Source organism: Candidatus Ichthyocystis sparus (assembly GCF_900078745.1).
GTDB lineage: Bacteria > Pseudomonadota > Gammaproteobacteria > Burkholderiales > 2013Ark19i > Ichthyocystis > Ichthyocystis sparus.
This window is the reverse complement of the sequence record NZ_FKII01000049.1, coordinates 101,419-126,549: the sequence shown is the minus strand read 5'-3', so window position 1 is coordinate 126,549 and position 25,131 is coordinate 101,419. Positions and strand designations below refer to the sequence as shown.

Sequence of the window (25,131 nt, the reverse complement as noted above, 5' to 3'; positions counted from 1 at the left end):
TACTGGAGTATAGCCAATCAAAATATTCTGCATATTTAAAAATGATGTGTCCCTACATTTCCGAAATGACACTACTGAATGCACTATTAATTACAGATAGTATGATAACTCTCCCGTTACCACGATTATTTTCATCCATGCTTATTTGGATATCTGCTTTTGGTATTACTGGAAGTCCATTTTCTGCCCATTCAATAGCTAGAATGGACATAGGACGCTCGTGGTAAAGTTCCAAGTCTAGTGTGGCAGCGGCTATGGGGTTGGTTATACGATAAAGATCAACGTGCGTTGCTTCTATAGGAGGTATAGAGTATGTGTGTATAAGGTTGAAAGTCGGGCTTTGAATTGCCCCAGTAACTCCTAATTTGCTGAGTAATCCTTGTACAAGGGTGGTTTTACCACTTCCAAGATCACCACTTAAGTAAATTGTTGCTCCTCTTGTGATAAAATACTCGTTCTTCGCTATCGCAGTAGCTAGCTTTCCTCCCCATAGTTTTGTTGCCACTACCCCAGGGAGCATATACTTTCCGGTGACTATTGACATGGTACCTGCTAATAGTAATGTCCTTACGGACCGTGTGATATAGGTATTTTCTGCTATTCTACAATTATTTATTACCTCGTAGCGAGGGAAGAGAAAAGTTATGCTGAAATCTTCTACTCATAGTGCGGTTCGGGCTTCTGTGGGGCGTTGTTTTTTGTCAATTTTGTATGAGCTATTGTTTTTGTCTTCAGTGTTAGTAGCTCTAGCTATTTGTTCTACTGTCCTAGAGTACTTGTTTGGTGTTGTTCCTACCCATGGAAGTTTGCACCTTGTACCACTTGCTGATTGGGCTTCGCTGTCATTGCAGCTGGTGTTTTTATTTGTTGTTGGTTTTTACTATACCTACTGCTGGCACAAATCCGGACAAACTTTGGCCATGAAATCTTGGCGCATTCGTTTAGTTTGTCGTAACGGGGACGAACTAACTTGGAAAAGACTCTGGATGAGATATTTTATTGTATTTATGACTTTTCCAGTAAATTTTATTTGGTTTCTGGTAGACAAAGATAGACTGTTTTTACATGATCGCTGGTGTAAGACTATGTTAATTTCTGTTGATCGTGATTCTTAGATTTGGAGTGATTATATGATGTTGTTTTTTAATAGTATGTATGGTGCTTTTAACGATTTTGATGATGTTGGTTGGGTATTGTCTCTGCGCTACGGGAAGGGCCGAAGGTACATTTTTAGGAGACTTTTACTTTATGTTACATCTATCATTTTCTTTTCTACAGAATACTAAGAATAGTTTAAGAGCTGTTTCTGATTTGCTAGTTTTACCTCACTTGAGGCGTTTTTTTTCATCGGGGCTTACTCCCACTAATCGCTGCCTATCATTTCTAAATCAATTTCGTCGTAGGCAGATTGGATCGTTTCTCTACCTATCTGAGCTTGATGGATCTAGGGTTAATGATGCAAGGAAATTCTTGGATTCTTGCTCTTTTTGCCCGTTTCCACAATCTGCATTTACTTGTGTTGAAGATAATTTTCAATACTTGACTTCTCAGTGGATTGTATCCTCGGACGATAGGGTTGTGCTGTATTTTCACGGTGGTGGATTGTTTTTTTCCACAGTGGAGAAATGTTTTCCTCATGTTCTTTTATCTTGTCTAAGGGCTAGGGTTTTTATACCGCGATATCGATTAGCCCCAGAGCACAAATTTTTGGCTCAGTACGATGATGCACTTATGTCCTATCAATATCTTCTAAAACAGGGCATTTCTCCCTCGAAGATTATTGTTATAGGACAATCCTGGGGAGCGTCGTTGGCACTTTCGTTGTTGTTGAACATAGAAAAAAGATCGCTACCTCATCCTTCATGTGCCGTACTTATGAGTCCTTTTATTCCTACATCTTGTGATAATCTTTTTCTTGGCAGCAACGAACGTAAGGGTGATTGGTTGCTGCCCGATCACGTTTCTTCATATATGCGCTTGATGGGTTTTCCTGATAGCTTTGATGTTGATAGATCATGGTCTAAATTACCACCGATACTGATTCAAATCGGCCAAGACGATATCTTTGTTTCTTCTATGCAAGATATGTTTGATCGTGCATCGCATTTTAGTGAAAATCTTAGGTTGCGTACTTATCCTAACATGACGCACAATTTCCACCATCTATATTCCTTGTCGACAATTTCTGAACAGGCATTTAGTGATATGTCTGGCTTTGTTGATGTTCAATGTTTGCTGTAAAGAATTGAGGTATTTGTGTCGTTATTATCTAAGGGTTATGACTCCGCTAATATAGAGTCATTTTGGAGCAATGAGTGGTCTAAGCGCGGCTACTTTAACATGGGTTGTGATATCTCTAAGAAAGGCAAGCAGTTTTGCATATTGCTTCCTCCCCCTAATGTAACTGGTACATTGCATATGGGCCATGGCTTCAACCAAACCTTGATGGATATTTTAGTTCGGTATCATCGCCTTTGTGGGTATAACACTCTATGGCAGCCAGGTACTGATCATGCTGGTATAGCAACACAGATTGTTGTAGAGAGACAGTTAGCCCGTGAAGGAAAGACGCGCTACGAGATAGGTCGAGAAGGTTTTTTAGAGAAGGTTTGGGAGTGGAAGGATAAGTCTGGCGGTATTATTACTTCTCAGATGCGCCGCTTAGGTGTCGGCTGTGACTGGTCTCGAGATATTTTTACCCTCGATCCAAAATTATCACAGAATGTGATAGCTGTGTTCGTGCGTTTGTACCGCGATGGATTAATTTATCGCGGCAAAAAAATGATAAATTGGGACCCTTTTTTAAAGACGGCTGTTTCTGACTTGGAAGTTGTTAATTCTGAGGAAGATGGATCAATATGGCACATATCTTACAATGCTGTCGATGGTAACGGTAGGATTGTTGTGGCTACTACACGTCCTGAGACACTATTTGGTGATATGGCAATTGCCGTTCATCCCGGAGATAATCTATATAAATCCTGGATAGGTAGGAAAGTAGTTGTTCCATTATGTGGTCGTATTATTACGATAATTGCTGATGAGTCGGTCGATCCTCATTTTGGAACAGGATGCGTAAAGGTAACCCCTTCTCATGATTTCGAGGATTATGAGAGAGCCATTAAGCACTCGTTGCCGTTTTTATCTATTTTTGATGATGAGGCTCGACTTAATGATGAAGTTCCAGAAGCTTACCGTAACTTGGACCGTTATGAAGCACGTAAGCTTCTATTACGGGATCTTGAAGATTCAGGATTGCTCGTGGATAGTAAACCTCATCGTCTTGTTATTCCTAGGGGGGATAGAAGTGGTGTTGTTTTAGAACCACGTATTACTAACCAATGGTTTGTTGATTTAACTAGAGTCGCCCAAGATGATGGTCGTCCTGGCGGGTGGGCTGTGCTATCTGAGCCGGCTCTAAATTTATGCAAAAATAAGACAATAAATTTTATTCCAGAAAATTGGTACAACACATACCATCAGTGGCTGTCAAATATTCAGGATTGGTGTATATCACGTCAGCTTTGGTGGGGACATCGTATCCCAGCCTGGTTTTCTGATGATGGTCGTGTTTGGGTTGCCCATAATTTAGATGAAGCTACTCAATTAGCTAAGCAAGATGGGTATTATGGAGACTTAAGTCAAGATGATGATGTTTTAGATACATGGTTTTCGTCTGCTCTTTGGCCCTTCTCTTCATTAGGATGGACCCCAGGTTACCCTGATGTTTCAAATATTGCTCTGGACCTGTATTTGCCTTCTTCTGTTTTGGTTACTGGTTTTGACATTATATTCTTCTGGGTTGCCAGAATGGTTATGCTCACACACTATATTACTGGGAAGGTTCCGTTTCATGATGTCTATGTTCACGGTCTAATCCGAGACAGTGAAGGTCAGAAGATGTCCAAATCTAAGGGTAATGTGTTAGATCCCATAGATTTGATAGATGGTATTTCTTTAGATGATCTTTTGAAAAAAAGAACATCTGCCCTCATTAATCCTTCTAAAGAAAGAGAAATTGTAGAAAGAACATTGAAACTGTTTCCACAAGGTATTCCATCTTATGGTGCTGATTCACTAAGGTTTACTTTTGCTTCTCTTGCCAGTCCTGGAAGGGACATAAAATTTGATTTGGACCGATGTTATGGTTATCGAAACTTTTGTAACAAGCTTTGGAATGCTTCTCGCTTCGTTTTGATGAATGTTGAAAACAAGTCTGTTCGTTGCGACTTTACTTTTTCATCTTGGGTAGATCTGTGGATTGTTTCGTCTCTGAATCGATTAGTTGATACTGTTCATAAGTCTTTTAAGCAGTATCGTTTTGATTGGGCTGCGCAAGCCATTCATTCTTTCTTTTGGGATGAATATTGTGACTGGTATATTGAGATGTCTAAGGTACAGCTTGCCAGTGATAGTTTTGATATTGTTTCGCACACAAGATATGTTCTGTGTCTCGTGCTTGATATTGGATTACGTATAGCTCATCCGATTATTCCTTTCTTAACTGAGGAGTTATGGCAAAAGATATCACCATTTGTTCATAGGAATTCTTTGCCTTCAATACTGGAGATTCCCTATCCAGAATATGATCCATCATGCAAGAAAGATGAAGCTGAAGATATTATGGCATCTTTTAAAAAAATGGTTACAACCATTAGGAATCTTCGTTCTGAAATGAATGTGCCCCCTTCTCAAAGGGTGTCGTTATTGGTTGAAAGAAAGGGATCATGGCCATACGATAGTCGGTACCTGCTAGAATTGGCAAAATTAAGTAAGCTAAGCTTTATAGATGACATGGATGCCGTAATGTTTCCTAAGAAACAGGTTGATGGGTTGATTATTGCTATTGATGTTCCGGTTGATCATGCAGATGAGGAAAAAAAACTAGAAAAAGAACTTGCTAAACTAAAGTCTACTAGTGACTCCATACGAAAAAGGCTTGATCAACCGGGCTTTCGCGCAAAAGCTCCAGAGCATGTTATCAGGAAGAACGAGGATATGCTTAGGAACATCGAAGACGAAATAAGGGTAGTAGATGACAATCTTAAGAAGATCAGAATATGGCTCCTCGAGTTGGACTCGAACCAACGACCCACGGATTAACAGTCCGTTGCTCTACCAACTGAGCTATCGAGGAACAAAGTCGACATTATGTATAATTAGGCTACCTCGGTCAAGACTGTTAATTGTACATTTGGGTATATAGTGGCCATACGGGTAAAGTTGATTAATCAACTTAATGACCTAGATGTATTTAATTCCTTCTCCAAGGAGAGCATTTGGGAAAGGACCCATCGCTTTATTGTTCCAAGTAGAGGACACGCAGATTTTTTGTCTTACCAAGTAACTAAGAATAGTGGTGTTTGTATTGGTTTTTCCTTTGATTTTCCGGCTACTTTTTTATGGTCAATGGTAGGTTACTTTGATGGGCGTGTTGATGAAAAAATCATTAAAAAAAACCAAAGTGAGCGTCTTTATAAGCTTTGGTGTGAACTCGCTAATCATCACGAACACGATTTTGCTCCTAGTGAAACTTTTACCGATGTTCATAGATATCGTTGGGCTTTGCAATTACTTAACATATGGGAAAGATATGACAGGTATAGACCAGATTGGCTAGCTATTTGGAAAAAAGGAGAGCTTTTTTCAAGTAATCCAGATGAAATCTGGCAGTCGTCTCTTTGGAACAAGGTCGTATCTAATGATTTATTGTCATCAGAAATTTTATCTAGTTGGATACAACACCTTTATAGCACTAATGTTTATCCCTTGCCGGATCATGCTCCTAAATCTATCACCTTATTTTGCTTGTCCACATTGCCTCCACTATATTTGTCTGCCTATTATGCTTTATCTTTGTGGATGGATGTTTCCGTCTGGGTTATAAATCCATGTGAGCATTACTGGGGTGATATCTGTCATAAGGGAGATATGACCCCCTCTTCTATAGGTAGCAGTATTGAAACTGGTAATTTTCTTCTTGCATCATGGGGTAGGGCGCGTTGTGAGTTAGTTGAGTGGCTACTAAAAAATGACCTACCAGTAGAAGAAAATTTTTCTGATATTACCCCCGATACAACATTACATAGTATGCAAAGCGATATTTTAACCTGGTCTAACAAGGGAAATTGGTTGCCAGATGATTCTTTGCAAATACATAGATGTCATAGTTTTGTAGATGAGCTACACGTTTTGCATCGTTTCCTTCAAAAACTTTTCCATGAAGACAGATCACTGTGCCCTGCTGATGTATTGGTTTGGATTCCAGATCTAGCCTCAAATGCAGCTTGGGTGGATGCAGTGTTTTCCAATGCACAATACTCTATACCTTACACCATAACAGGATTGCCAAGTACGGAAATAGTAGATATGTATGTTGCTATTACCCAATGGCTTAGTGTTATAAATTCTCGTTATGAATATTCTGTAGTTTTATCTTGGCTTAGATTGCCAGTAGTAAGGCTGGCATTCAATATTGAACAAAATGAATGGCAGGAACTAGAGAATATTATTTACAATCTTGGTGTGCGTTGGGGCTTAGATTCATCACATCGAGCAGATTGGGCTGTTGATGAGCATAGACATACATGGATGTTTGCCTTAGAACGATTGTTTAGAAGCTTTTGTTGCGGGGAATCTGAGGAGTTAGGAATTTCTTTTAGTACAGAACAAATGGAGGTACTGTCACTTTTAGTGGATTTGTTAAAAGATTGGCCGGATAGACTAAGACGCAAGCATCGTATAGTAACCTGGGTTGCCTGGATTAAAGATTCCATAACTAAGTGGTGTCCCGCAAGAAAAAATGATATTTTTGAAGAGATCTCTGTGCAATGGAATCAAGTTTTATCTTCATTTTATGAGGGATCGGAGCTTGTAGAATTTCAACTAATTGTGGAGATGCTAAAGGATACTTTCCGTGATCCTTTAAGGGGTGGGGTTCCATCTGGATCTGTTACATTTACTTGTTATGGTTCTTTGTCTGGGTTACCGTACAAATTTTTGGCGTGCTTGGGCTTGGAAGAAGGGGTATTTCCACGCTCGGTTACTAAGTGTCGTTACGATCTAATGTCTTTGTTTCCTCGTCCTGGAGATGAGCATTGTACTAGGGACGATAGAGCGGCGTTTTTGGATGCTTTGATGCATTTGGACTACTTACACCTAAGTTATGTTGCATGGGATCAAACTACAAACTCACTACGTGTTCCATCGAGTTTGATAGAAGATATTATGCGTTACTTGTCAGATAAGATGCCATTTTGTAACAGCTTATCTTCAAGTGATGAGGTAGAGAAGTATTTTGTTCACGAACATATGCCGTATCAGGTATGTTTTTCTGCTAGCGCAGATGAGGCATCCTGCAATGTTCCTTGTAGTGGATCTGATTCTCTTGACTATATTGTATCATCTTCGCTAGAAGATATTTCCCTAGATAAGGTAGTGAGCATACTTAATCACCCAGTGCGCTATTTCATGACAAAGATAGCTAATATACGTGCTAGTAATATGTACTACCCAAGGAATGATTATGAGCCTTTTTATCTTAATTTTTCTAGCAAGAAGAAGTGGATCATGTCTTGCCTGACGTCTGATGTTTCCTTTTTAGATGCTAAACAGAGTATAGATTTTCCTTATGGTATATATGGAGAGAGGGAGTGGGGCTTGCTCTGTCAAAGTGTTGCTGCAGTTCGTCAATATCTCTCTGCAAGTGGGGTTTCTCACATTGATTTAGGTGAAGAATCATATGAGATTGAATCAGGATGTTATGGCTCTGTTATTACTAATAGGAAGCGCATGATTAAAATACTTCCATGCTTATCTATTTGTGATTACCTAAGATTTTGGATTGAGCACGTTTTTTATTGTATTGCTTCCTCTCCCAAATATCCAAGCTTGCTTGTTGCACCAGATGATGCTATTAAATTGGAAGTAATTGAAAAGAGTAGTGCTAGTTGCATTTGGGAAGACATAATTTCTATTTGCATGCAATCTCAAAAAGAGCCAATTCCATTTTTTCCCAGAACATCATATGAATATACGACCAAGGAAAAGGATTTAGCATCAGCATACCGCATTTGGAGAGGAAGTGAGTGGCATCATGGTGAGCAAGACGATCCATACTACCATCTCTTGTACGATTTTGGCAGAATAGATGCCCTATGTAATCCAAATTTTGAATATTATGCTAATTTAGTTTGGTCATCTTATTTTAAAATGTTGGTGTGATGCACTTTGTTTGGTCTATTCCTCTTAACGGTCGTTTTTTAATCGAAGCAAGTGCTGGTACTGGAAAAACATGGAGTATCGTGTCACTATACCTGCGACTATTAGTTGAGAAGAATTATACTGTACAGTCTATATTGGTAGTAACCTATACACGTTCCGCAGTTGCGGAATTAAGCCATAGAATTCGCTATAGATTAACTGAAATATCACAATATTTAGCTACTAATAAAGAAGAATTACTTGTTGAATATGAATGGTTAAAATCACTCCACTCTATTAGATCGCGTGATGATTTGCTATCCTCTATAAGATCTGCTCTATATGATTTTGACCAAGCGGCAATATATACAATTCATGGTTTTTGCCAACGTGTATTGAAAGAATTATCTATTGATTCAGGATGGATACTAGAACAAACTGTTGTTTCTAATAGTTGTACTATTTATGAATCTGCTGTAATACAAGCTATGCGATTATTCTTTAGCCCCAAATATTGGCCCACACAATATAATGAGTACTCACAGTGGGCATTTAAAACGCTATTAGATAGCTATTATAATACTAAAAAAGTAATGTCTTTCATGAAAAATTGGATTTTTCGCCAAGAGATTAAATGGTGCTTTCCATCTATTCCAGAAATACATATCTCGGATATATATAAGGATATTATAGAAATCAGGAAGGTAATTGCACTTATTATAAATTCCGAAAATGTTATACAGGGAATAATAGAAAATCTTTGCAGTGGATCCTTCAATTTACGAAAGTATAATAATGATAAACTGCAAGAAGCTTTTAATTTATTAAAAGCTTATATTTTATCTTCTGATATTTTTAATTGGGAAAATGAATGGGATATACTAACCTATCCTTCTTTAGAAAAATCACTAAAAAAATCAGAAAAAATGTATTACCACCCATTGATTGATGCAGTTTCAAAACTTAAACACCTTTCTAGTATTGTAGATAAGTGGTTTAAATATGATAGTTCACATTTTTGGTATTTTATAACCCAAAAAGTTCATCATTTTTTGACAGAGGAGAAGGGTAGACAAAAGGTAGTTTTTTACGATGATCTATTGAAATTGTTATATAACTTACTTAATAAAAAAGAAGATGTGGTTTTATATTTAGCTGGGCAATTTCCTGCTGTCTTAATTGATGAATGTCAAGATACAGATTTTTTGCAGCAAGAAATATTTCGTCGTATTTTTTCCCTACCGAATCAATTTATTGCTCATGTCGGAGATCCAAAGCAGGCGATTTATGGTTTTCGTGGTGCAGATATAGATGAATATATGGATATATCTAATGACAAAAATGTTACTAAGTATACTCTTACTGATAACTATAGATCTGTTCCTTACCTGTTAGATGGTATTTTTCATCTTTTTAATAACAAAACTGATCCATTTGTTTCACATGGAATTAAATTATATCCATTAAAATCAATGAGAAAATCTGTTTTGTTGAGTGATAATGAAGATAGTCCTATACAAATTTCTTGCTTACCTCAATCTTTAAATAAAACTCAATCATCATATTGGTCAGCAGAGCATGTTGCCGACAAAATTTTAGACCTTTTACTTAAGGTACAGAATAAAGAACTTGCTTGGGCAGATAGAGATTTTAAACTTAGGGATATAGTTGTTTTGGTGCGTTCACATGCACAAGCCAATCTAGTGAGTAATTCATTAAGAAAGCGAGGAATTCCTACTATTCAAAATCATCAATCAAGTGTTTTTATGTCTGAAGAGTTGCAATGGATAACTCTTTTTTTATGGGCATTATATGATCCTAATGATGCTTACAAGTATAGGGCCTTTTTAATGACACCCATGATGGGCCTAAATATAAATAATTTAGATTATAAATCACCTTTATATAGTAAATTTTTACATAATTTTGCGCGTGAAGCAGAACTTATACATATATGTGGGTTAGCAAGTGTGTTTTACAAATGCTGTTATAACTACGGCATAATAGATCGCATAATAAAACTTGATAATGGAAAGAGACATTTAGCTAATTTATTTCATTTAATGGATATTATTCAATCATATTGGATAAAATATAATGACCTACTTACAGTAATAGATGAAATTGATAAACGTCGTTACGAAGCCATTCAGGGCAGTATACCAGAGGATAGCCAGTTACGTGTTGAAAATAATACTGACGCAGTTTCCATTGTTACTCAGCATTCTGCTAAAGGTCTAGAGTATCAATTTGTATTTTGTCCATTTGCTTGGTCATCTTCTGCTATATCATCTATATTTCCATTAATAGTTAGAGACAAAGGAGGATATTGCTGTGATTGGGGTTCAGAGCAATATGATAATAGGTTGTGTAGCTATGAACAGGAGGTACTATCTGAACAGGTTAGGTTACTATATGTGTCACTTACCAGAGCGTGTGAAAGACTGTATTTAGTTGTAGGTAGCTATAAGTCACGGCAATCTAGGGAGCCTTTGTTTAATGCAATTAATTGGTTGCTATTTGGTGGTTCTAGTACTTCTAGAGAGTGGTTGTTGCGTGATAAATTTGATTGGTCTGATAATCTATTACAGGAATGGAGTGATACTTGTTCTGGAGTGTCGATAGTTGGTAACATTAATTTAATCAACGACAATTTGCAATTAACTACTAAAAACGATTTGCCAATAAAATTTACTCTTCCAGGTGATCGTTTTCTAATTAAGGAAGTGTGGCATAGCCTTAGTTTCAGTAGGCTATTTGTTAAAAATACTTATACACCAATTTGTAATGCCAAATGCTCTTTGCCTTTTTCACAGGAGGATTCATTTATATCAATTCCTGGGTCTCGTTTTTTAGGCATTATGGTACACAAAATACTAGAAACTATAGATTATACCGATTCTTCACTTTGGTACGAACAATGCTCAATTATACAACGTGATATGTTGCAAGATGTGTTTTTTCACCCTCATCAAGTTGACATTATTTTTCGTTCCCTTAAAGCTTGGGTGTCAGCACAGCTTGTTCCCTTAGACATATCACTTTCATCAATTAATAAACGTGTGCATGAATTAAACTTTATGTATCCATGGACTCCTGGAAATGTTGTCAATACTATGGAATTTTTGAGAAATCAAGGATGGCCTGCTAAATCTACCTCTACTGATTGGCAATTTGGTTTTTTGCGCGGTGCAATAGATATGGTTTTTGAGCATGATGGAAAGTTTTATATTCTTGATTGGAAAACTAATGACCTAGGATTAGATATAGAAAATTATGAATTTGATGCTTTAGATAAGATTATGCTTGATGAAGGCTATGGACTGCAGGCAATGTTATATATATGGTCAATTCATTTGTGGTTGAGGCAAAGTTTGCCTAACTATTCTTACGATAAACATTTTGGTGGGGTGTTTTATATTTTTCTTAGGGGATTTGGTGAGAGAAGAGGTGCTGGCATTTGGTTCAAGAGACCATCAGAAGATTTAATTATATCTTGGGAGAGGTTTGTAAGCAGTGATGGAGGGGAGTGATATTAAAGTTCCACTATCAGAACAATGGATAGGGGTATTTGTTGATTGGTCTTGTAGGCAGGTACCTTCTAGTTGCTCAGAAGATGTTAAGCCTATTCTGGCAAAGTATATTCGATCATTTTGCAAAAATTGGTTGTCTGGTAGGGGCGAGGTGTGCGTTTTGCCAGATGATGTTGAGTTCCTATTAGCAACTGGGATAGTTTCTGATAATAAGGAAAACACGGATGCATTGTTTTTGCTAGATGGACTTAATTTTTCTACGGCAAGTTTTGTCCGCGATAAATATTTTATTTGTGAGTTTTTTGCAAAGAAAGTAGTGTTTAACCCTGTTTGTGATCTTAGTGCAGCAGAGTCTGTAGTTAGGCTAGCTTTTACAGAAGAAGAGCAATGGACAGATCAAATGCAGGCTGTGTATACGGCACTAATTATTCCATGGGTACTGATTACTGGTGGTCCTGGTACTGGCAAAACTACAACCCTAGTAGGGTTATTGACTGCATTGCAGCAATTAAAAATGGTAAGGTCAGTGGCCCTTTGCGCTCCTACGGGAAAAGCCACAATGAATCTTGTTGGTGTTTTGAACCAAGTTAGCTTGTTGCTTAATAAAGATGATGGGAAATCATGTGAACTAAAATATTCTGTAAAGACCATTCATAGTCTACTGGGATATCCTTATAACAATAAAAAAAATAGTCTCCTTGACTTCGATGTCATTATTGTAGATGAAGCGTCTATGATGGATATTTCTCTCATAAAATCGCTGTTAAACAGGATAGGATGTGATTCACGGCTTGTATTAGTTGGTGATAGCAGGCAGCTTGGGCCTATACATGGTGCTTCTATTTTTAGGGAACTAGTTAGAGAAGGCAAGAAGTTATTGCTTCCATCAGGCCTATGTCTATCTTCTGTAATTAATTTACGTACAAATTATAGATTTTTGTCTCGGGAAATTCCTGTCTTGGCAGAATCTATTATTTCTAGCAACATTGAGTATTGGTCACATATAGAACAAAATTTTAAGTCGGATGTTGAGATAGTTGATTATAACGGTATGTCATTTGATGAGTGGTGGGTTCGTATATGTGATGGGTATAGTTTTTATGAAGATGCTCTGCGTAGCAGTGATGACGTTTGTGAATGGTTTTTTGCGCTTTTTAAGTATAGGGTATTGTGTGCTGTTGTTGGTGGCATGCATGGAGTAACTAATGTAAACAAGGTTATAGGCAGCATAATTTCTAGGCGTTTGAACAGGTCAGACAGGGGTTGTTTGTTTTTTTCTGGAACGCCTTTAATGGTTGTAAGTAATACACCTGATAAGGGATTATATAACGGTGATGTTGGAGTTTTTCATTGGGAAAGCCAGGGTCCAGGCGTGTCTTTTATGTTTAAGGGTGGCAGGAAATTTATCCCCTGGAGAGATATGCCTCCTTGTAAGGAGGCTTGGGCGGTTACGGTTCACAAGGCGCAAGGTTCACAATTTTCTTCTGTTGCTATTTTGTTACCAGATTCAAAAAAAATATTACTTTCTAGAGTGTGGTTATACACTGCTGTAACTCGTGCTAAGGAACATGTTTTGTTGTGTGGTTCGCGTGAGCAATTATCTAAGTTTTTCTTATAGATAGTTGGGTGTGGAGCTTAGTTTTTTGGGAGCTGTAAAAATAACTTCTTTTTACATAGATTCGATGTTTACAAAACAGATTAATGTGCCCATAATGTTGCTTGGTTAGTCACTGTAACTTTATCAGTCAGAGCATTTTAGTGAAGAGTTCTTTTTGGGGCAGAATTCTTGCTTTTATCAGAGCCAGTGTTTTTGTGGAGCTTTGTTTTTTGGACCGTTATGTCACTGTGATTTCGGGAGGGGTTTTGTCAATAAATCTTGTTTATAATAGCCCTAAATATTCTATAGTTGAATACCCTAAACACGAGGCCTATGAAATCTTGAATAAGGATGTAGGATTGATAGGGTTTATTACCGGCAGTGTTGCCATAAGGTTCAGGCGAGAGCTGGAGGAGGCTTTTGACTCCAATAGTGCTATTGAGAACTCCGAGGAACTTTTGGAAAATCTGCTGCTGTCGTTCGATATTTTTATGAGTCTGCCTGCTGTTGTACACTAGTGTCACTCTTAGCTTATTAAAACGTCTCCATAGGGATACGTGTTTTTGTGATGGTAGTGTGCGATTGTATTACCATTGTGTACTGCGCCAATTATATAATATAACAATATAGAATCTATATTTGGCGACGCTTTTAGATACATCTACAAGACTAATAATAATATACCTGGTGTAGCTTTATGTCAGTTTTATCTTACAACAGTGCAAGTGGCCTTGTGCGTCTATTGCCCTTTTATTTTTTCCTCTTCTTAGGAATAGCTTCAGCTGGTGATATATATGCTAATGGTGGGCAGGTATGCACTGTTGAACAAGTTTTACCTAAAAATAGAGTACCTAACGCTCCTGTAAACTCTGACATAGTTATAGTTTATATGTCTAGAAAGCCTAACGTCTGTTTTGATCCCACATTAATAGACAACAATGGTAACACTGTTCCCCTTCGTATTTTATTACATGATGAATATGAGTCAGAGAAAAAAAATATATTTTATGGTGATATTACGCTCCGTCCATTGCAGAACCTGCATGCTGGTGAACGGTATAATATATTTTTCAATGGGAGTAAAATTTCATCATTTACTACCTCAAGAATTCGTATAGATACTAGAGGTCATCTAGTGTCTATTTTACCTTTGAGTATTGTTGTACCCCATATTAATCGTACTAGTAATTTCAGTAGAGATGAACTCAATACATTATTTATGAGGATTGCCTTTGATGTTCGCGAAATAGATCTGCCGATTGATTCTGGTCCATGGAGAGCGATAGTTACTATGGGTAATGCTATAGGGAGAGAAACCCTCCGTAATCTACCGGTACTAGCACGAGAAAATTTTAGTGGCTCAGCATTATCTCTAGTTATGTCACTTTATTTTCCTCATATAATCTATCCAAATTCACTTTATGGAGTTTCTTTTTACTACGCTGTTTATAGAACTATCGACCCCCATGGAGCTCCTGTCTCACTTAGTGCAGTAGTAATTATTCCCAATGGTGAAAATATTGATTACAGCAATATTCCAGTTTTTTCATATCAGCATGCTACCATTTTAAATGGGGTTGCACAGACTGAAAAAAGTAATTTGGAGACTATAGTTGGAGCACTTATTGCTTCACGTGGCTATGTTGTTGTTTCCTCAGATGGACTAGGATTTGGGTTAACTAAAAATAGGGTAGAGCCATACCTTATGCAGGTAGCAGAAGCTTCAGAGTACACAGATCTCATTACAGCCATTAGGGGTTATTTTGAGAATCGACATAATATTTCTCTAAAAAATGTTAATTATCTCATGGGTATTTCCCAAGGAGCACATACTAGTCTAGCAATGGCGCGCTACATGCTGTCTATAGATCCATCTTCCGTTAAAGATGTGTATGCTGCTGATGGACCATATAATTTGGAAAAAACTTTTTTTTCTTACGCTAGTATGGTTAATTCAACAGACTCAAAAAGTAATCCATATCTATATTATATTCGTTCTCACCAGTTTTTTTTACCAGTTTTCATGAGAAGGTACCTAAGATCAGTAGCAGCATATAATAATATGCCAGCCAATACTTTCGAGTCTGCTTTTTACGACATAATAGGCTTATTAAAAAAATCTTTTGTACAAGATCTTTTTGAAGGAAAATATGGATATGTTGATGCGGCACTATCGCTTGATACTATAACTAATAAACTTTCTTCACTAAAATTTATAGCCCCTAAATCTTCTATGGTTGTTAATTTATATCATGAGGAATCTGATCCAATTGTTTCCTATCAAAACACTGTGGATTTATTTAGTAAATTAAAAGAAAATGGCTTCAAACTGGTAAATAAAGGTAGTTGCAGAAAGAATTCACCATTTTATAAATCTGTAGTGTCATTTGTTAAAGCTAAAGCACACCCAGAGTGGATGCATGCATCGTGTGTGCCATGGTTTATAGAGGATATCATGAAGGACATACCTTCTCACTAAGGTGAGTAAGGGTAGATTTTCTACATGTTGCTTCTACTACTTCTTCTACTTCTACTACTTCTTCTACTTCTGCTATTTCTACTACTCCTACTACTCCTTCTACGCCGTCTATTAGTAGTAATATCTTCCATTGAACGATTTTGTCCCAACTCTGATCCTGTTTCATTATTTACTGAACGCATTCCAAGTTGCATAAGACTGGTTAGTGGGGAGAGCGAGCCTACATTATGTGGGTTGATTGGAGTCATAGTGATTACTTGAGAGCTATCAGCACTAGATGTAACCCTAATTACTCTATTTGGATTACAATCGATTCCAAATCGTGCAGGTACTTTAGCAGAGCATATTATTGCCGGAGGTGAAAATGCTAAAGCTGCTTCGTCAGTAGATATAGATCTGCATAACAGTTCAACACTTTTAATTATTGAAGCTAGATCCCTAGTATCTAGAGCATAAATTTTAATCTGCATTCCTAGTACTGTGTGGCTGTACATATTTCTACCAGAAGTAATTTCCCCAAGCATAAATTCATATAGTTCATCGTTTGTAAGTACAAACTCATCGTGATCTCTATGTACAGTTTCTTCATCTGATATACTGCCGCTATAATGACGCCTTCTATCTGCATTTGCTGCTCTACCTCTATTAGTTCTAGGTCGTACTACCTGATCTAATGACGCCTCTAAATTAGCACCACTGCTTCTAGATGCGAATACATCATCATTACTACTATCAACATCAAAATTTTCTCCACCTCTCATTTCTGCTCTAACAGAATCTTCAATTCTTTGAAAACGTCCAAGTAATTCTGGATCTGACTCTACAGAACTATCGTTACTTTCAGTCATTTCTCTTTTAATGATCTCCTCAAGTCTTTTGAGCTCTCCCTCTAGTTCACTGTCCGTCATTATTTCTGGGTGGTATACCGCCGCTGCTCCAAGGGGGCTGTACGACCTTAGTGGGGGGGGTGATCTATGATCTACTTGATCCGTTGCGGATTCTGATAATTCGGCATCTATGGATGATACAAGATCTGTAAGTGATATGTTATCATCTTCATTTGGTATCAGTGAATCTTGTGCACTAATTGTTAAGTCTTTGATTACTCCACCTCTAAGTATAGATTCCAACTCGCTAGAGTTTCCTTCCTCTTCTCTTCTAAGTTCTGCAAGCGCTGTAGCTAACGGTATGTAATTTGATACCGCTTCCAAGTTAAGTATGTCTAATTGTTGCCGTCTATATTCCAATAACTCTCTGCTAATATCAGAATCTAATTTTTCCTTTTCTTCTCTAAGTAATTTCTCTTTTTCTTCTCTTAATTTAGCTAACTCTTTCTGTAGTGATAATCTTTCACATTCAGCTGCTTCTTCTATGGCATCATCCAATTCTTGGGCACATCCTTCTTGAACAGCAGCAATTTTTTCTCTTAATTCTTTATTATACTTTTCTTTTTCATCGTCAAACAGTTCTTTCATATCATTTTTTGCTTCTTCTATTTTAGAAGCATACGAAGAACGAATTTCAGACATTCTATCTTTGAATTTTTCTTCTTCTTCCTCACTACATCTTTTATATGCTAAGAGAAACTCACTTTCTAGTTCCTCTTTTTTGTTCTCCATCTCTGTGTTTTTTTGAGAAGTAATTTCAGTGAGTTTTCTATCATAATTTTCCTCTAATTTAGCTATACTAGTAGTTAGTTCTTTCTCTAATCTTGACACTTCTGCATTCAGTTGTTCTTCTTGTTCTCTGCGCAAGATGTCAATTTTTTCTTGTGTATTTGAAAAACATTCTGCTTTTGCCTCTTCTAAAATATTTCCTTGTCTGGCTTCATATGCATTAACTTCTTCCTGAGTTTGAACTCTAATTCTTTCTTTTTCTTCTTCTAGCTTTTCCATTGCTTGATAAATAATATGTTCCTCTTCTGCTATTGCTGCAGTCATAGCTTCTTGTAATCTACCTAAAGACTCCGATTTTATTTTTTCAAGCTCTTCAAGTTCTTGTGAGCGTAATTTATCTTCCTCTTCATTAATTTTTTCTTCGCATGATACTTTTGCTGCTTGTATTTTTTCTTGGCAATTTTCTTTTATACAAGCAATAGCTGCTTCTAATTTTTTAGATTCTTCTCTTTCTATTTCTTTTAGCATATCTTCAAATTTTTCTCTACTAGAAGCAGAGGCAGCTTCTAGTACTTGTTCTTTCTCTCTAATCTCTGCTATAGCTGATTGTTTTTTTTCTTCATACAATAATCTTTCTTTTTGTATTGACTCCTCCTGCTCCAGTCTGCATCTATCTAATTCTGCATTAAGTCTGGCAGATAATTCTTCTTTTAGTGATTGTATTTGAGATTGAGTACCTCTTGTTAAATTATCTTTAGCTTCTTGAAGTAAGTTCTCTTCTTTTTCTTTTATCAATTGAACGCTAATAGATAATCTGTCTTGTGATTCCTTTTGTAATTCTGCAAGTTCTTCTTCCTTACCAGCTACTATACTTATAGCTTCTTCTTCAAGTGCAGCAATTCTTTTGTCTGTAGATTCTTTTACGGAAGAATTAAATTCAGATAGTTCATTATGTGCTGCCTCTTCTACTTTGGCACACTCTTCTAAAAAGTTTCTCCTGCATTCTTCTTTTTTGATTCTTAATTTTTCTTCTGTATCATTTTCAACTTCTCTTATTTCTTTAGATAATTTTTCTTGGCAAAGACTAATATCTTCCCTTAATTTTTCTTCTAGTCTGTTTATCTCAGCTTTAAGCTCTTTTTCTTTACTTGCTCTTAGTGCAGAAATTTCATTTTTTGTTTCTTCATTAATAAGTTCTTTTGTTTCTAGTGCTTTACATTCTTGTTCTTCTTTGTATTCTGAAACTTCTCGCGCGAGTTTTGTTTCACACTCTGCCTTTAATAAATTCAATTGTTTTCTTGAATCAGCTTCCAGTTTTTCCGTAGCTTCTTTTAGTAATTCTTTTTCTCTTTCTCGTATTTTATTTACTTCTGCAGCTAGTCTGACATTTGATTCTGCACGGGCTTTTATTATTTCTTTTTCTACTTCTTCTAGTATTGATGCCATTTCTTCTAACAGTATATCTCTACTTTCTTTTACCGCTTTATCTGATTTTCTCTTGTACTCTTCTTTAACCAATTTTCTAATTTGTTCTGTTTTTGAGTCATCTTTATAAATTTCAGTTAGATTTTCATCGTCTAGTTTAATACCTGCCAGCAGTAATTTAGTTTTTGCGCCTGCTTCGGCATATATTTCTTTTTGTGTTAAGAGAATCTCTTTTTTTGCTTGTGACTCAAGTGCCCTAATTTTTAAGTAACACTTTGATTTTAATGAATATTCTCTAGAGGATAGTTCTTTTTGCATTTCACTTCTTGCCTGATCTAATTCTTTTTGCAATTCATCATCATCATCATCACCAAGAGAGGCATGCCTAGATCTGATTTCAGCTTCTTTGCTTCCTAGTTCTACCTCCATTGAGTTTCGAAATTGTTCGATTTTATTCCGTAATTCTTTTAGCAATCTATTTTTTTGATTGCCAGTATTTTCATTTATTATTTCCTCAAATTCTGCCACTCTTTTTTCTGCTTCTAATCTTATTCCATCAGCTGCAGAAACTCGTGCACTTATATCTCTGGAAATTTTTTCTTTTAGTGTTTTAACATCATCTGATATCGATGTTAATCTTGATTTTACTGAAGTATCACTTTGTATATCCTTAATAATACTAGCTTCTTGTTCTGCTGATGCAAGATCTCTCTCTATTATCTCTAACAATGCATTAAGGTTTCTAATGTTATCTCTGTTATCAAATTCATCATCCCACCACTCAACATCTTGAAAATCAAATTCGGTGAGTTCATCTCCACCAGATGCATTTGCTTCTGCCCCTGCCTCTTCTTCCTTGGATTCATCACCATCCTCCTCCTCACCTGTGGTAGAGAGGAGGTCGTATGGGTCACCTAAATTAGTGCCAACTCCACGTCCAAGCTCCATTGGCTCTGCGTCCTTTAATTATGTGGTTATACCGATCCAATTTTTATTTATACTTAATCTTTGATTTACTGGATTAATCTAACGCATAAACGAAAGTCAGTATGATACCAATAATATATGCATAATGATATTGGATACCAGCCTATTGCAATAACATCCTAGGCCTGTAAACCAATGATTAGAGCGGGTTTCAGGTTGTATTATCCATATATCATTATAGCCGTATTCCCTACTATAATTTTTATTTAATGGATTACACTTACTACTAATCTAATTCATCTATTTCAGCAACGGAGTGTACTTGAGCCTCTACAGTTACGATATTTCCTGCGTATTTTTGTTTTGATGCTACGGCTGTAGAAGTATTTGTATCATCATCACCATCGATAGTTTTTCTTTTTCTAACTTTAACAGGTTCATTAGGTATCTCTATGCTTCCTTCACTTTCCGATTCTTCTTCTTCTACTTCATTTTCAGTGCGTCCTGGATCTTCGTTAAACTCAAATTCACTTATGTCTTCAGTAATATCTGGCTCCATACTATCGTCTTCACTATCAATATTACTTCTTAGAACCGGACTGCTAATTTGCGATAAACGAGAATAATACGACCTTTCATCATTTTCTGGATATTCATTGTGGCTACTTGATGTTTTTGATTTTATTAATTTTTTAAGAACGGATAGTATGTCTCCTGGGTCTGATTCACTCCCAGGAGAGGTTCTATTTTCTTGTCCAGCTCTTACGGATGAAGTAGGCATTCTCTGTTTTGCAGGAGAAGTGGGTGTTCCTTGGAAATCTATTCCTATGAATTGCAACATAATAGGTTCACACGTAGAACTCTTATGTATGTACATACATCTTGCTTCATCAGGAACCGTGATTCCGTGATCTTTGATAATTGATCTGGAGCATATTATGCCCCCGTTACCAAACATTTTTTCTATATCCTCAGGAGAGAAAACAGAGAAGGTTTTTCCTATACCTGCGATTATAGAGGCCAGTTCTTTTGGTGAGCGAGCAAATATGTTAATGCTCAAGGATGGGGCTGGAGAGTGGGTATACAAACAATCTGTTTCAGAAATCATAGAGTGGAGTTCTGGGCTGTTGATACGGTAGACTCTATTACCACCAACATCAATAAAATCACCTGATCCCATATCCTGATTTATCTCAGGTAGACCAGAGAAGCTTGTTCTCCCGCTACCTATATCTGGTGTTGAATTAGTGCTACTTCTTCTAGTAGCTTGTGCATATTCCTCATCTTGCTCGAGGTCGCTACCTACAGCGGAGCGATCTCCAACAGTAAGTGGAGACAGTTCTTCTACAGTAGTTATAGAAGGGGAGGGCGTATTAGATACATGCACAGTCACTATACCTACCAATTAGATTGATGACACCAAAACTACCACTAACACCACGTTTGTTACAATGGGTAAAGAAAGAGAAACGGCCACACGATACACAGCACAAGAGTAATCCCACAGCTCTTATTCTATAGATCCTATTAGCAATAATCTGTTAGTAATTAGTCATTTTTAACAGTATGTAGTACGGATTGTTTTTTCATTGGGAAGACGTAGAAGAGTAAATACTATTCATCATATTTCTGACAACGCCACCCGGCGGCGTGCATTATTTTGTTTTAACGACAAAATTACAATACACACGTACTACAGTAAAATATAGTAGCTAATTGCTCAGGGTATCATAGTTCTATTATATGATTGTTATTTTTATCTATTACTTTTCTCTATACTTCTCTTTGTCTCCTTTTTGCGTTTTCCTTTTCTATACTTACATCCTCAGATTCTTCTCTATTATTTCTTACATTGTATTTATGTAGATCTGCTACTTCTCTATCCCTCTGCCTTTGTACAGTTGATGCTTTTGTTGATGAGCTATTACCCCCACGACTTGCAGTTGCTAACTGCCTAACTAAGGCAGAGGTAGGTGATTTTTTTTGAGTCATTACGTCAGTAACTGTTGATATAAGTGAAGATGATGCACTAAAGGGGTTAGTTACATTTTCCGTAGGATCCACAATAGGTGCGTGTACAATCATAGTTTCACCTGATGAGCTTTTAACTTCGTTTCTTCCCGGTGATGTTCTTATACCAAGATGCTCTAGGGTTTTGCTTGGGAAAACAGTAAATGTTGGATCTGTACTATATGCTTCAGCATAGTTAGCTAATATATTGTTTCCTGCTTCAGATTCACTTAATCTAGTTAATGTGTTCATTATTAACGCAATTTCTCTTTGATTGGCACCTGTGATGGGGAATCCGAAACCCGAATCTAAGGTCAGTGCACTTGCAAACCACAAATCAAGGCGTTCGAAAGAGTTATCTCCGGTCGTATTAGCTCCACCACTTACGGCAGTACTTGGTATTGCCGATCCAGGAACATTGACTGTAACGTTAACATTGCTAGTACCACCAGCCCCACCCATACCACCAGCTCCACCTATGCCACCAACTCCACCCATACCGCCGACTCCACCCATACCGCCAGTGCCGTTGTTACCTACAGCTCCATCAGCGATATCTACGTCTCCAGCACTCCTAGTGATGCCTGATGAGCCTGATGTATTTAGTACATCTTGTGTGACCGGTGAAAAAGCATGGCCTGTTTGGAATTGAGTGTCAGTATGGTCTGTTGGTGTTTTTGTTGTAGGCTTTGTTGATCCTTCCTGAATTCTTGTACCACCCAATCCCCCGAGTCTTTCTGATTCTTTTTGCATTTTTGCAAGGAGTTCTTTGGATAATTTTCCAGTCTTTGCATTTCCAGTAGCTGTTTTTGTAGGCATAGGAGGTACTGTCAATCCCGCTGGTAGCCTTTTACCACCCAATCCTCCGAGTCTTTCTGATTCTTTTTGCATTTTTGCAAGGAGTTCTTTGGATAGTTTACCAGGCTCTGCATTCCCAGTAGCTGGTTTTGTAGGCATAGGAGGTACTGTTAATCCTGCTGGTAGACTTTTACCCCCTAATCCCCCGAGTCTTTCTGATTCTTTTTCCATTTTTGCAAGTAGTTCTTTTGGCAATTTACCAGGTTCTGTACTAGCAGCTTTATTATTCTCCTGTAGTCCTGTATTTCCGAACTTATCTAGCAATGCCTTTGAAAGTTTACCAATATCTTTGGAATCAGCATTACCATCACCACTAATTGATTGTTTTTGGAACATTGATAGCAGGTCTTTTAGCAATTTTCCATGTTCTGCATTAGCAGTTTTGCTATTTTCCTGTGGTTTCGTATTTCCAAACTTATCTAGCAATGCTTTTGAGAGTTTGCCAGTAGTTTTGGAATTGGCATTACCATCAGTAGTGGTTTCTTGTCCTTGGAAGATTGATAATAGTTCTTTTAGCAATTTTCCAGGTTCTGTACCGCTAGTTTTACCACTATCCTGTGATCCTGTACTTACGAACTTGCTTAGCAAGTCTTTTGAGAGTTTGCCAGTAGTTTTGGAATTGGCATTACCATCACCGCCAGTTGATTGTTTTTGGAACATTGATAGCAGTTCTTTTAGCAATTTTCCAGGTTCTGTACTGCTAGTTTTATTATTATCCTGTGATCCTGTATTTATGAACTTGCTTAGCAAGTCTTTTGAGAGTTTGCCAGTGGTTTTAGAATTGGCATTACCATCAGTAGTGGTTTCTTGTCCTTGGAACATTGATAATAGTTCTTTTGGCAATTTCCCAGGCTCTGTACCAGAAGTTTTACTATTCTCCTGTGGTGCTTTATTTTCAAATTTATTCAGTATTTCACTTGATAGGCGTCCTTTTTCATGGGCACCATCTTCCTCAACATCTACTCTAATAGCTGTGGCTGTTATAAAACCATCATTATCCGGCATAGGAGATTTTTCTTCGCTTACATTTACTCTATGATTACCCATTGCAGCTTTGCTGGATAAATTGGGAGAATTGTCTATGCTGATAGACATTTTTCTCGCACCACTAACATCCTTGTGAGAGTCATTTCTCGATCTATGGGTGCCATTACTTTCAGATGTTTCTATGGACTTATTACCCAATTTTCCGACATCTGCTTTGACATCTACGTTACTAGTGCTAGATGTACTATTTGACACCGAGTTTTTAGATAAACTTTCCATTATTATTCTCTTTGTGGATATAGATTTTAGAGTAGTAGTTTTATAAGCATTGATTTTTAACTAATTTATACTGTGCAAACACAGTCACGTTCCAGACAGGGTAGGTTGTAACCAAACACAGTTACCATCTAGATTACTAGCGTATATTGATAAAGTCTGATAAACCACAATTTCAACGGCCGAGCACACCGCTGCTTATGACTTTAAAAGGCAGAGATAAGTTTATTATTATCTTCATAATAATAATTACATTAAATGTATACAATAATACTATTGAGGTTATTCAATATTATGAATATGTATTATTGCTTATTTCTATTAGGAAATAGTTTATTGTCAGGTATTAGTATTGAAATAATTCAAAGAAGATTATATTGCTACCTGCTTTATAGTATTAATAGAATTTTTTTAAGATATTAATTTTTTTATTCTATTGGTATTTTATGATAATGTAATATTACATGCACCACTGTTTTAATTAGCATGGTTATTTTTAATAGTTATGAATGTGTTGAATTAATTAGCATTAATAGCGCTTATTCTTTACTGCGGGAAATTTTGTACCATACAACATCACCAACCATACTCATGATTATATACAAATTTTATCACCATTTTATGGGGCCATAAAAAATTGCCAGAAGCCCTGCAATGCAAGCGATTAGTAGTAGTAATAAAATCAACAAAAGAATATTGCAACCGATAGGAACACTAAGTTGCATGTCTGTTTTTATTATTCTAATGCAATCTTGGCAGATATTATTGCCATTATCAAATGAATAAATTTCATGTTGTCCGGTATGACAGTGTGACAAAAATGTAATTTCTGCACGTCCATGACTTACTTCAGAACTTTTTCTTACAGCTTCTTCTAGGGAAGAACATAATTCAAATATTTTACCATCAACCGACACAACAAATTTCTCTCCTACGGAACATTCAAGATGACCTAGTTCTTCATGTCTTGATTGTATGTGAGAAGACATACATTCCATAACATCTTTAATTTTGACTGTATTTACAAGCCCATATCTACCTGAATTAAGCGTGACTCGAGTAAGGCAGAAGCAGCAGCAACATAAATCAGTTTCTAAGTTACTTAAAATGCAGGTTGATATACTACTACTACTACTACAGGAAGAAGCTGGTCTAGCTGCAGTACTACAAGTGCTCACATCACGATGATTTTTATCAAGCACAATATGACCGCCTTGTTAT

General features: G+C 36.8%; 13 protein-coding genes and 1 tRNA gene. 8 read left to right on the top strand and 6 right to left on the bottom strand.

The features are described from left to right. Window positions 1-52: 52 nt before the first annotated feature. The gene (gene tsaE / locus A6733_RS04580) at window positions 53-520 is read right to left on the bottom strand and encodes a tRNA (adenosine(37)-N6)-threonylcarbamoyltransferase complex ATPase subunit type 1 TsaE (RefSeq protein WP_175330584.1); all 468 of its coding nucleotides are present in this window, start codon (window positions 518-520) and stop codon (window positions 53-55) included. Window positions 521-644: 124 nt separating this feature from the next. Here tsaE and A6733_RS04575 point away from each other — a divergent pair, with 124 nt between their 5' ends. From A6733_RS04575 to A6733_RS04565, 3 genes are read left to right on the top strand one after another with little or no spacing between them, the layout of a single operon-like run. Further along, window positions 645-1,115 (top strand): RDD family protein, encoded by a 471-nt coding sequence (locus A6733_RS04575; protein WP_092402873.1) that lies wholly within the window; start codon window positions 645-647, stop codon window positions 1,113-1,115. A gap of 40 nt (window positions 1,116-1,155) precedes the next feature. Then, complete coding sequence (locus A6733_RS04570) at window positions 1,156-2,241, top strand: alpha/beta hydrolase fold domain-containing protein (protein ID WP_092402871.1); 1,086 nt, start codon at window positions 1,156-1,158, stop codon at window positions 2,239-2,241. 15 nt (window positions 2,242-2,256) lie between these two features. Then, entirely contained in the window at window positions 2,257-5,103 is a 2,847-nt protein-coding gene (locus tag A6733_RS04565) for a valine--tRNA ligase (RefSeq protein ID WP_092411321.1), read from the top strand. Here A6733_RS04565 and A6733_RS04560 read toward each other — a convergent pair. Further along, window positions 5,062-5,137, bottom strand: a tRNA-Asn gene (locus A6733_RS04560). The two genes, A6733_RS04565 and A6733_RS04560, sit on opposite strands and share 42 nt — an antisense overlap. A 68-nt stretch (window positions 5,138-5,205) precedes the next feature. Between A6733_RS04560 and A6733_RS04555 the strand changes: the two genes are divergently transcribed. The 5 genes from A6733_RS04555 to A6733_RS04535 all read left to right on the top strand — a co-directional run bounded on the left by A6733_RS04555 (window position 5,206) and on the right by A6733_RS04535 (window position 15,811). Next, complete coding sequence (locus tag A6733_RS04555; protein ID WP_175330558.1) at window positions 5,206-8,223, top strand: exodeoxyribonuclease V subunit gamma; 3,018 nt, start codon at window positions 5,206-5,208, stop codon at window positions 8,221-8,223. Next, the gene (locus tag A6733_RS04550; protein WP_092411304.1) at window positions 8,223-11,735 is read left to right on the top strand and encodes a UvrD-helicase domain-containing protein; all 3,513 of its coding nucleotides are present in this window, start codon (window positions 8,223-8,225) and stop codon (window positions 11,733-11,735) included. The genes A6733_RS04555 and A6733_RS04550 overlap by 1 nt, the downstream gene beginning before the upstream one ends. Beyond that, entirely contained in the window at window positions 11,722-13,353 is a 1,632-nt protein-coding gene (locus tag A6733_RS04545) for an ATP-dependent DNA helicase (RefSeq protein ID WP_092403422.1), read from the top strand. Before A6733_RS04550 ends, A6733_RS04545 begins: the two co-directional genes overlap by 14 nt. 140 nt (window positions 13,354-13,493) lie before the next feature. Next, on the top strand, window positions 13,494-13,850 hold the full coding sequence (locus tag A6733_RS04540; protein ID WP_092403424.1) for a DUF3567 family protein: 357 nt from the start codon (window positions 13,494-13,496) through the stop codon (window positions 13,848-13,850). Window positions 13,851-14,029: 179 nt separating this feature from the next. Continuing rightward, a complete protein-coding gene (locus tag A6733_RS04535; protein ID WP_092411305.1) occupies window positions 14,030-15,811 on the top strand; it encodes an alpha/beta hydrolase in 1,782 nt (593 codons plus the stop codon). Window positions 15,812-15,831: 20 nt separating this feature from the next. On the opposite strand, the gene A6733_RS04530 is transcribed toward A6733_RS04535, so the two are convergent. From A6733_RS04530 to A6733_RS04515, 4 genes are all read right to left on the bottom strand, one after another. Beyond that, entirely contained in the window at window positions 15,832-19,800 is a 3,969-nt protein-coding gene (locus A6733_RS04530; RefSeq protein ID WP_092460505.1) for a hypothetical protein, read from the bottom strand. 265 nt (window positions 19,801-20,065) lie between these two features. Then, the gene (locus tag A6733_RS04525; RefSeq protein WP_092411307.1) at window positions 20,066-21,166 is read right to left on the bottom strand and encodes a hypothetical protein; all 1,101 of its coding nucleotides are present in this window, start codon (window positions 21,164-21,166) and stop codon (window positions 20,066-20,068) included. 386 nt (window positions 21,167-21,552) lie between these two features. Further along, window positions 21,553-23,913 carry a hypothetical protein gene (locus A6733_RS08830; protein WP_092411308.1) on the bottom strand — a complete coding sequence of 787 codons (2,361 nt, stop codon included), beginning with the start codon at window positions 23,911-23,913 and terminating at the stop codon, window positions 21,553-21,555. A 608-nt stretch (window positions 23,914-24,521) separates the two neighbouring features. Continuing rightward, the gene (locus A6733_RS04515) at window positions 24,522-25,112 is read right to left on the bottom strand and encodes a hypothetical protein (protein WP_092411309.1); all 591 of its coding nucleotides are present in this window, start codon (window positions 25,110-25,112) and stop codon (window positions 24,522-24,524) included. Between the last annotated feature and the right edge of the window lie 19 nt (window positions 25,113-25,131).

Excerpts from the sequence above, each read along its gene's own strand:
- A6733_RS04545 (WP_092403422.1), top strand. The coding sequence starts at position 11,722 with ATGGAGGGGAGTGATATTAAAGTTCCACTATCAGAACAATGGATAGGG.
- A6733_RS04535 (WP_092411305.1), top strand. The coding sequence starts at position 14,030 with ATGTCAGTTTTATCTTACAACAGTGCAAGTGGCCTTGTGCGTCTATTG.
- tsaE (WP_175330584.1), bottom strand. The coding sequence starts at position 520 with ATGCTCCCTGGGGTAGTGGCAACAAAACTATGGGGAGGAAAGCTAGCT.
- A6733_RS04570 (WP_092402871.1), top strand. The coding sequence starts at position 1,156 with ATGGTGCTTTTAACGATTTTGATGATGTTGGTTGGGTATTGTCTCTGC.
- A6733_RS04550 (WP_092411304.1), top strand. The coding sequence starts at position 8,223 with ATGCACTTTGTTTGGTCTATTCCTCTTAACGGTCGTTTTTTAATCGAA.
- A6733_RS04575 (WP_092402873.1), top strand. The coding sequence starts at position 645 with ATGCTGAAATCTTCTACTCATAGTGCGGTTCGGGCTTCTGTGGGGCGT.
- A6733_RS04530 (WP_092460505.1), bottom strand. The coding sequence starts at position 19,800 with ATGGAGCTTGGACGTGGAGTTGGCACTAATTTAGGTGACCCATACGAC.
- A6733_RS08830 (WP_092411308.1), bottom strand. The coding sequence starts at position 23,913 with ATGGAAAGTTTATCTAAAAACTCGGTGTCAAATAGTACATCTAGCACT.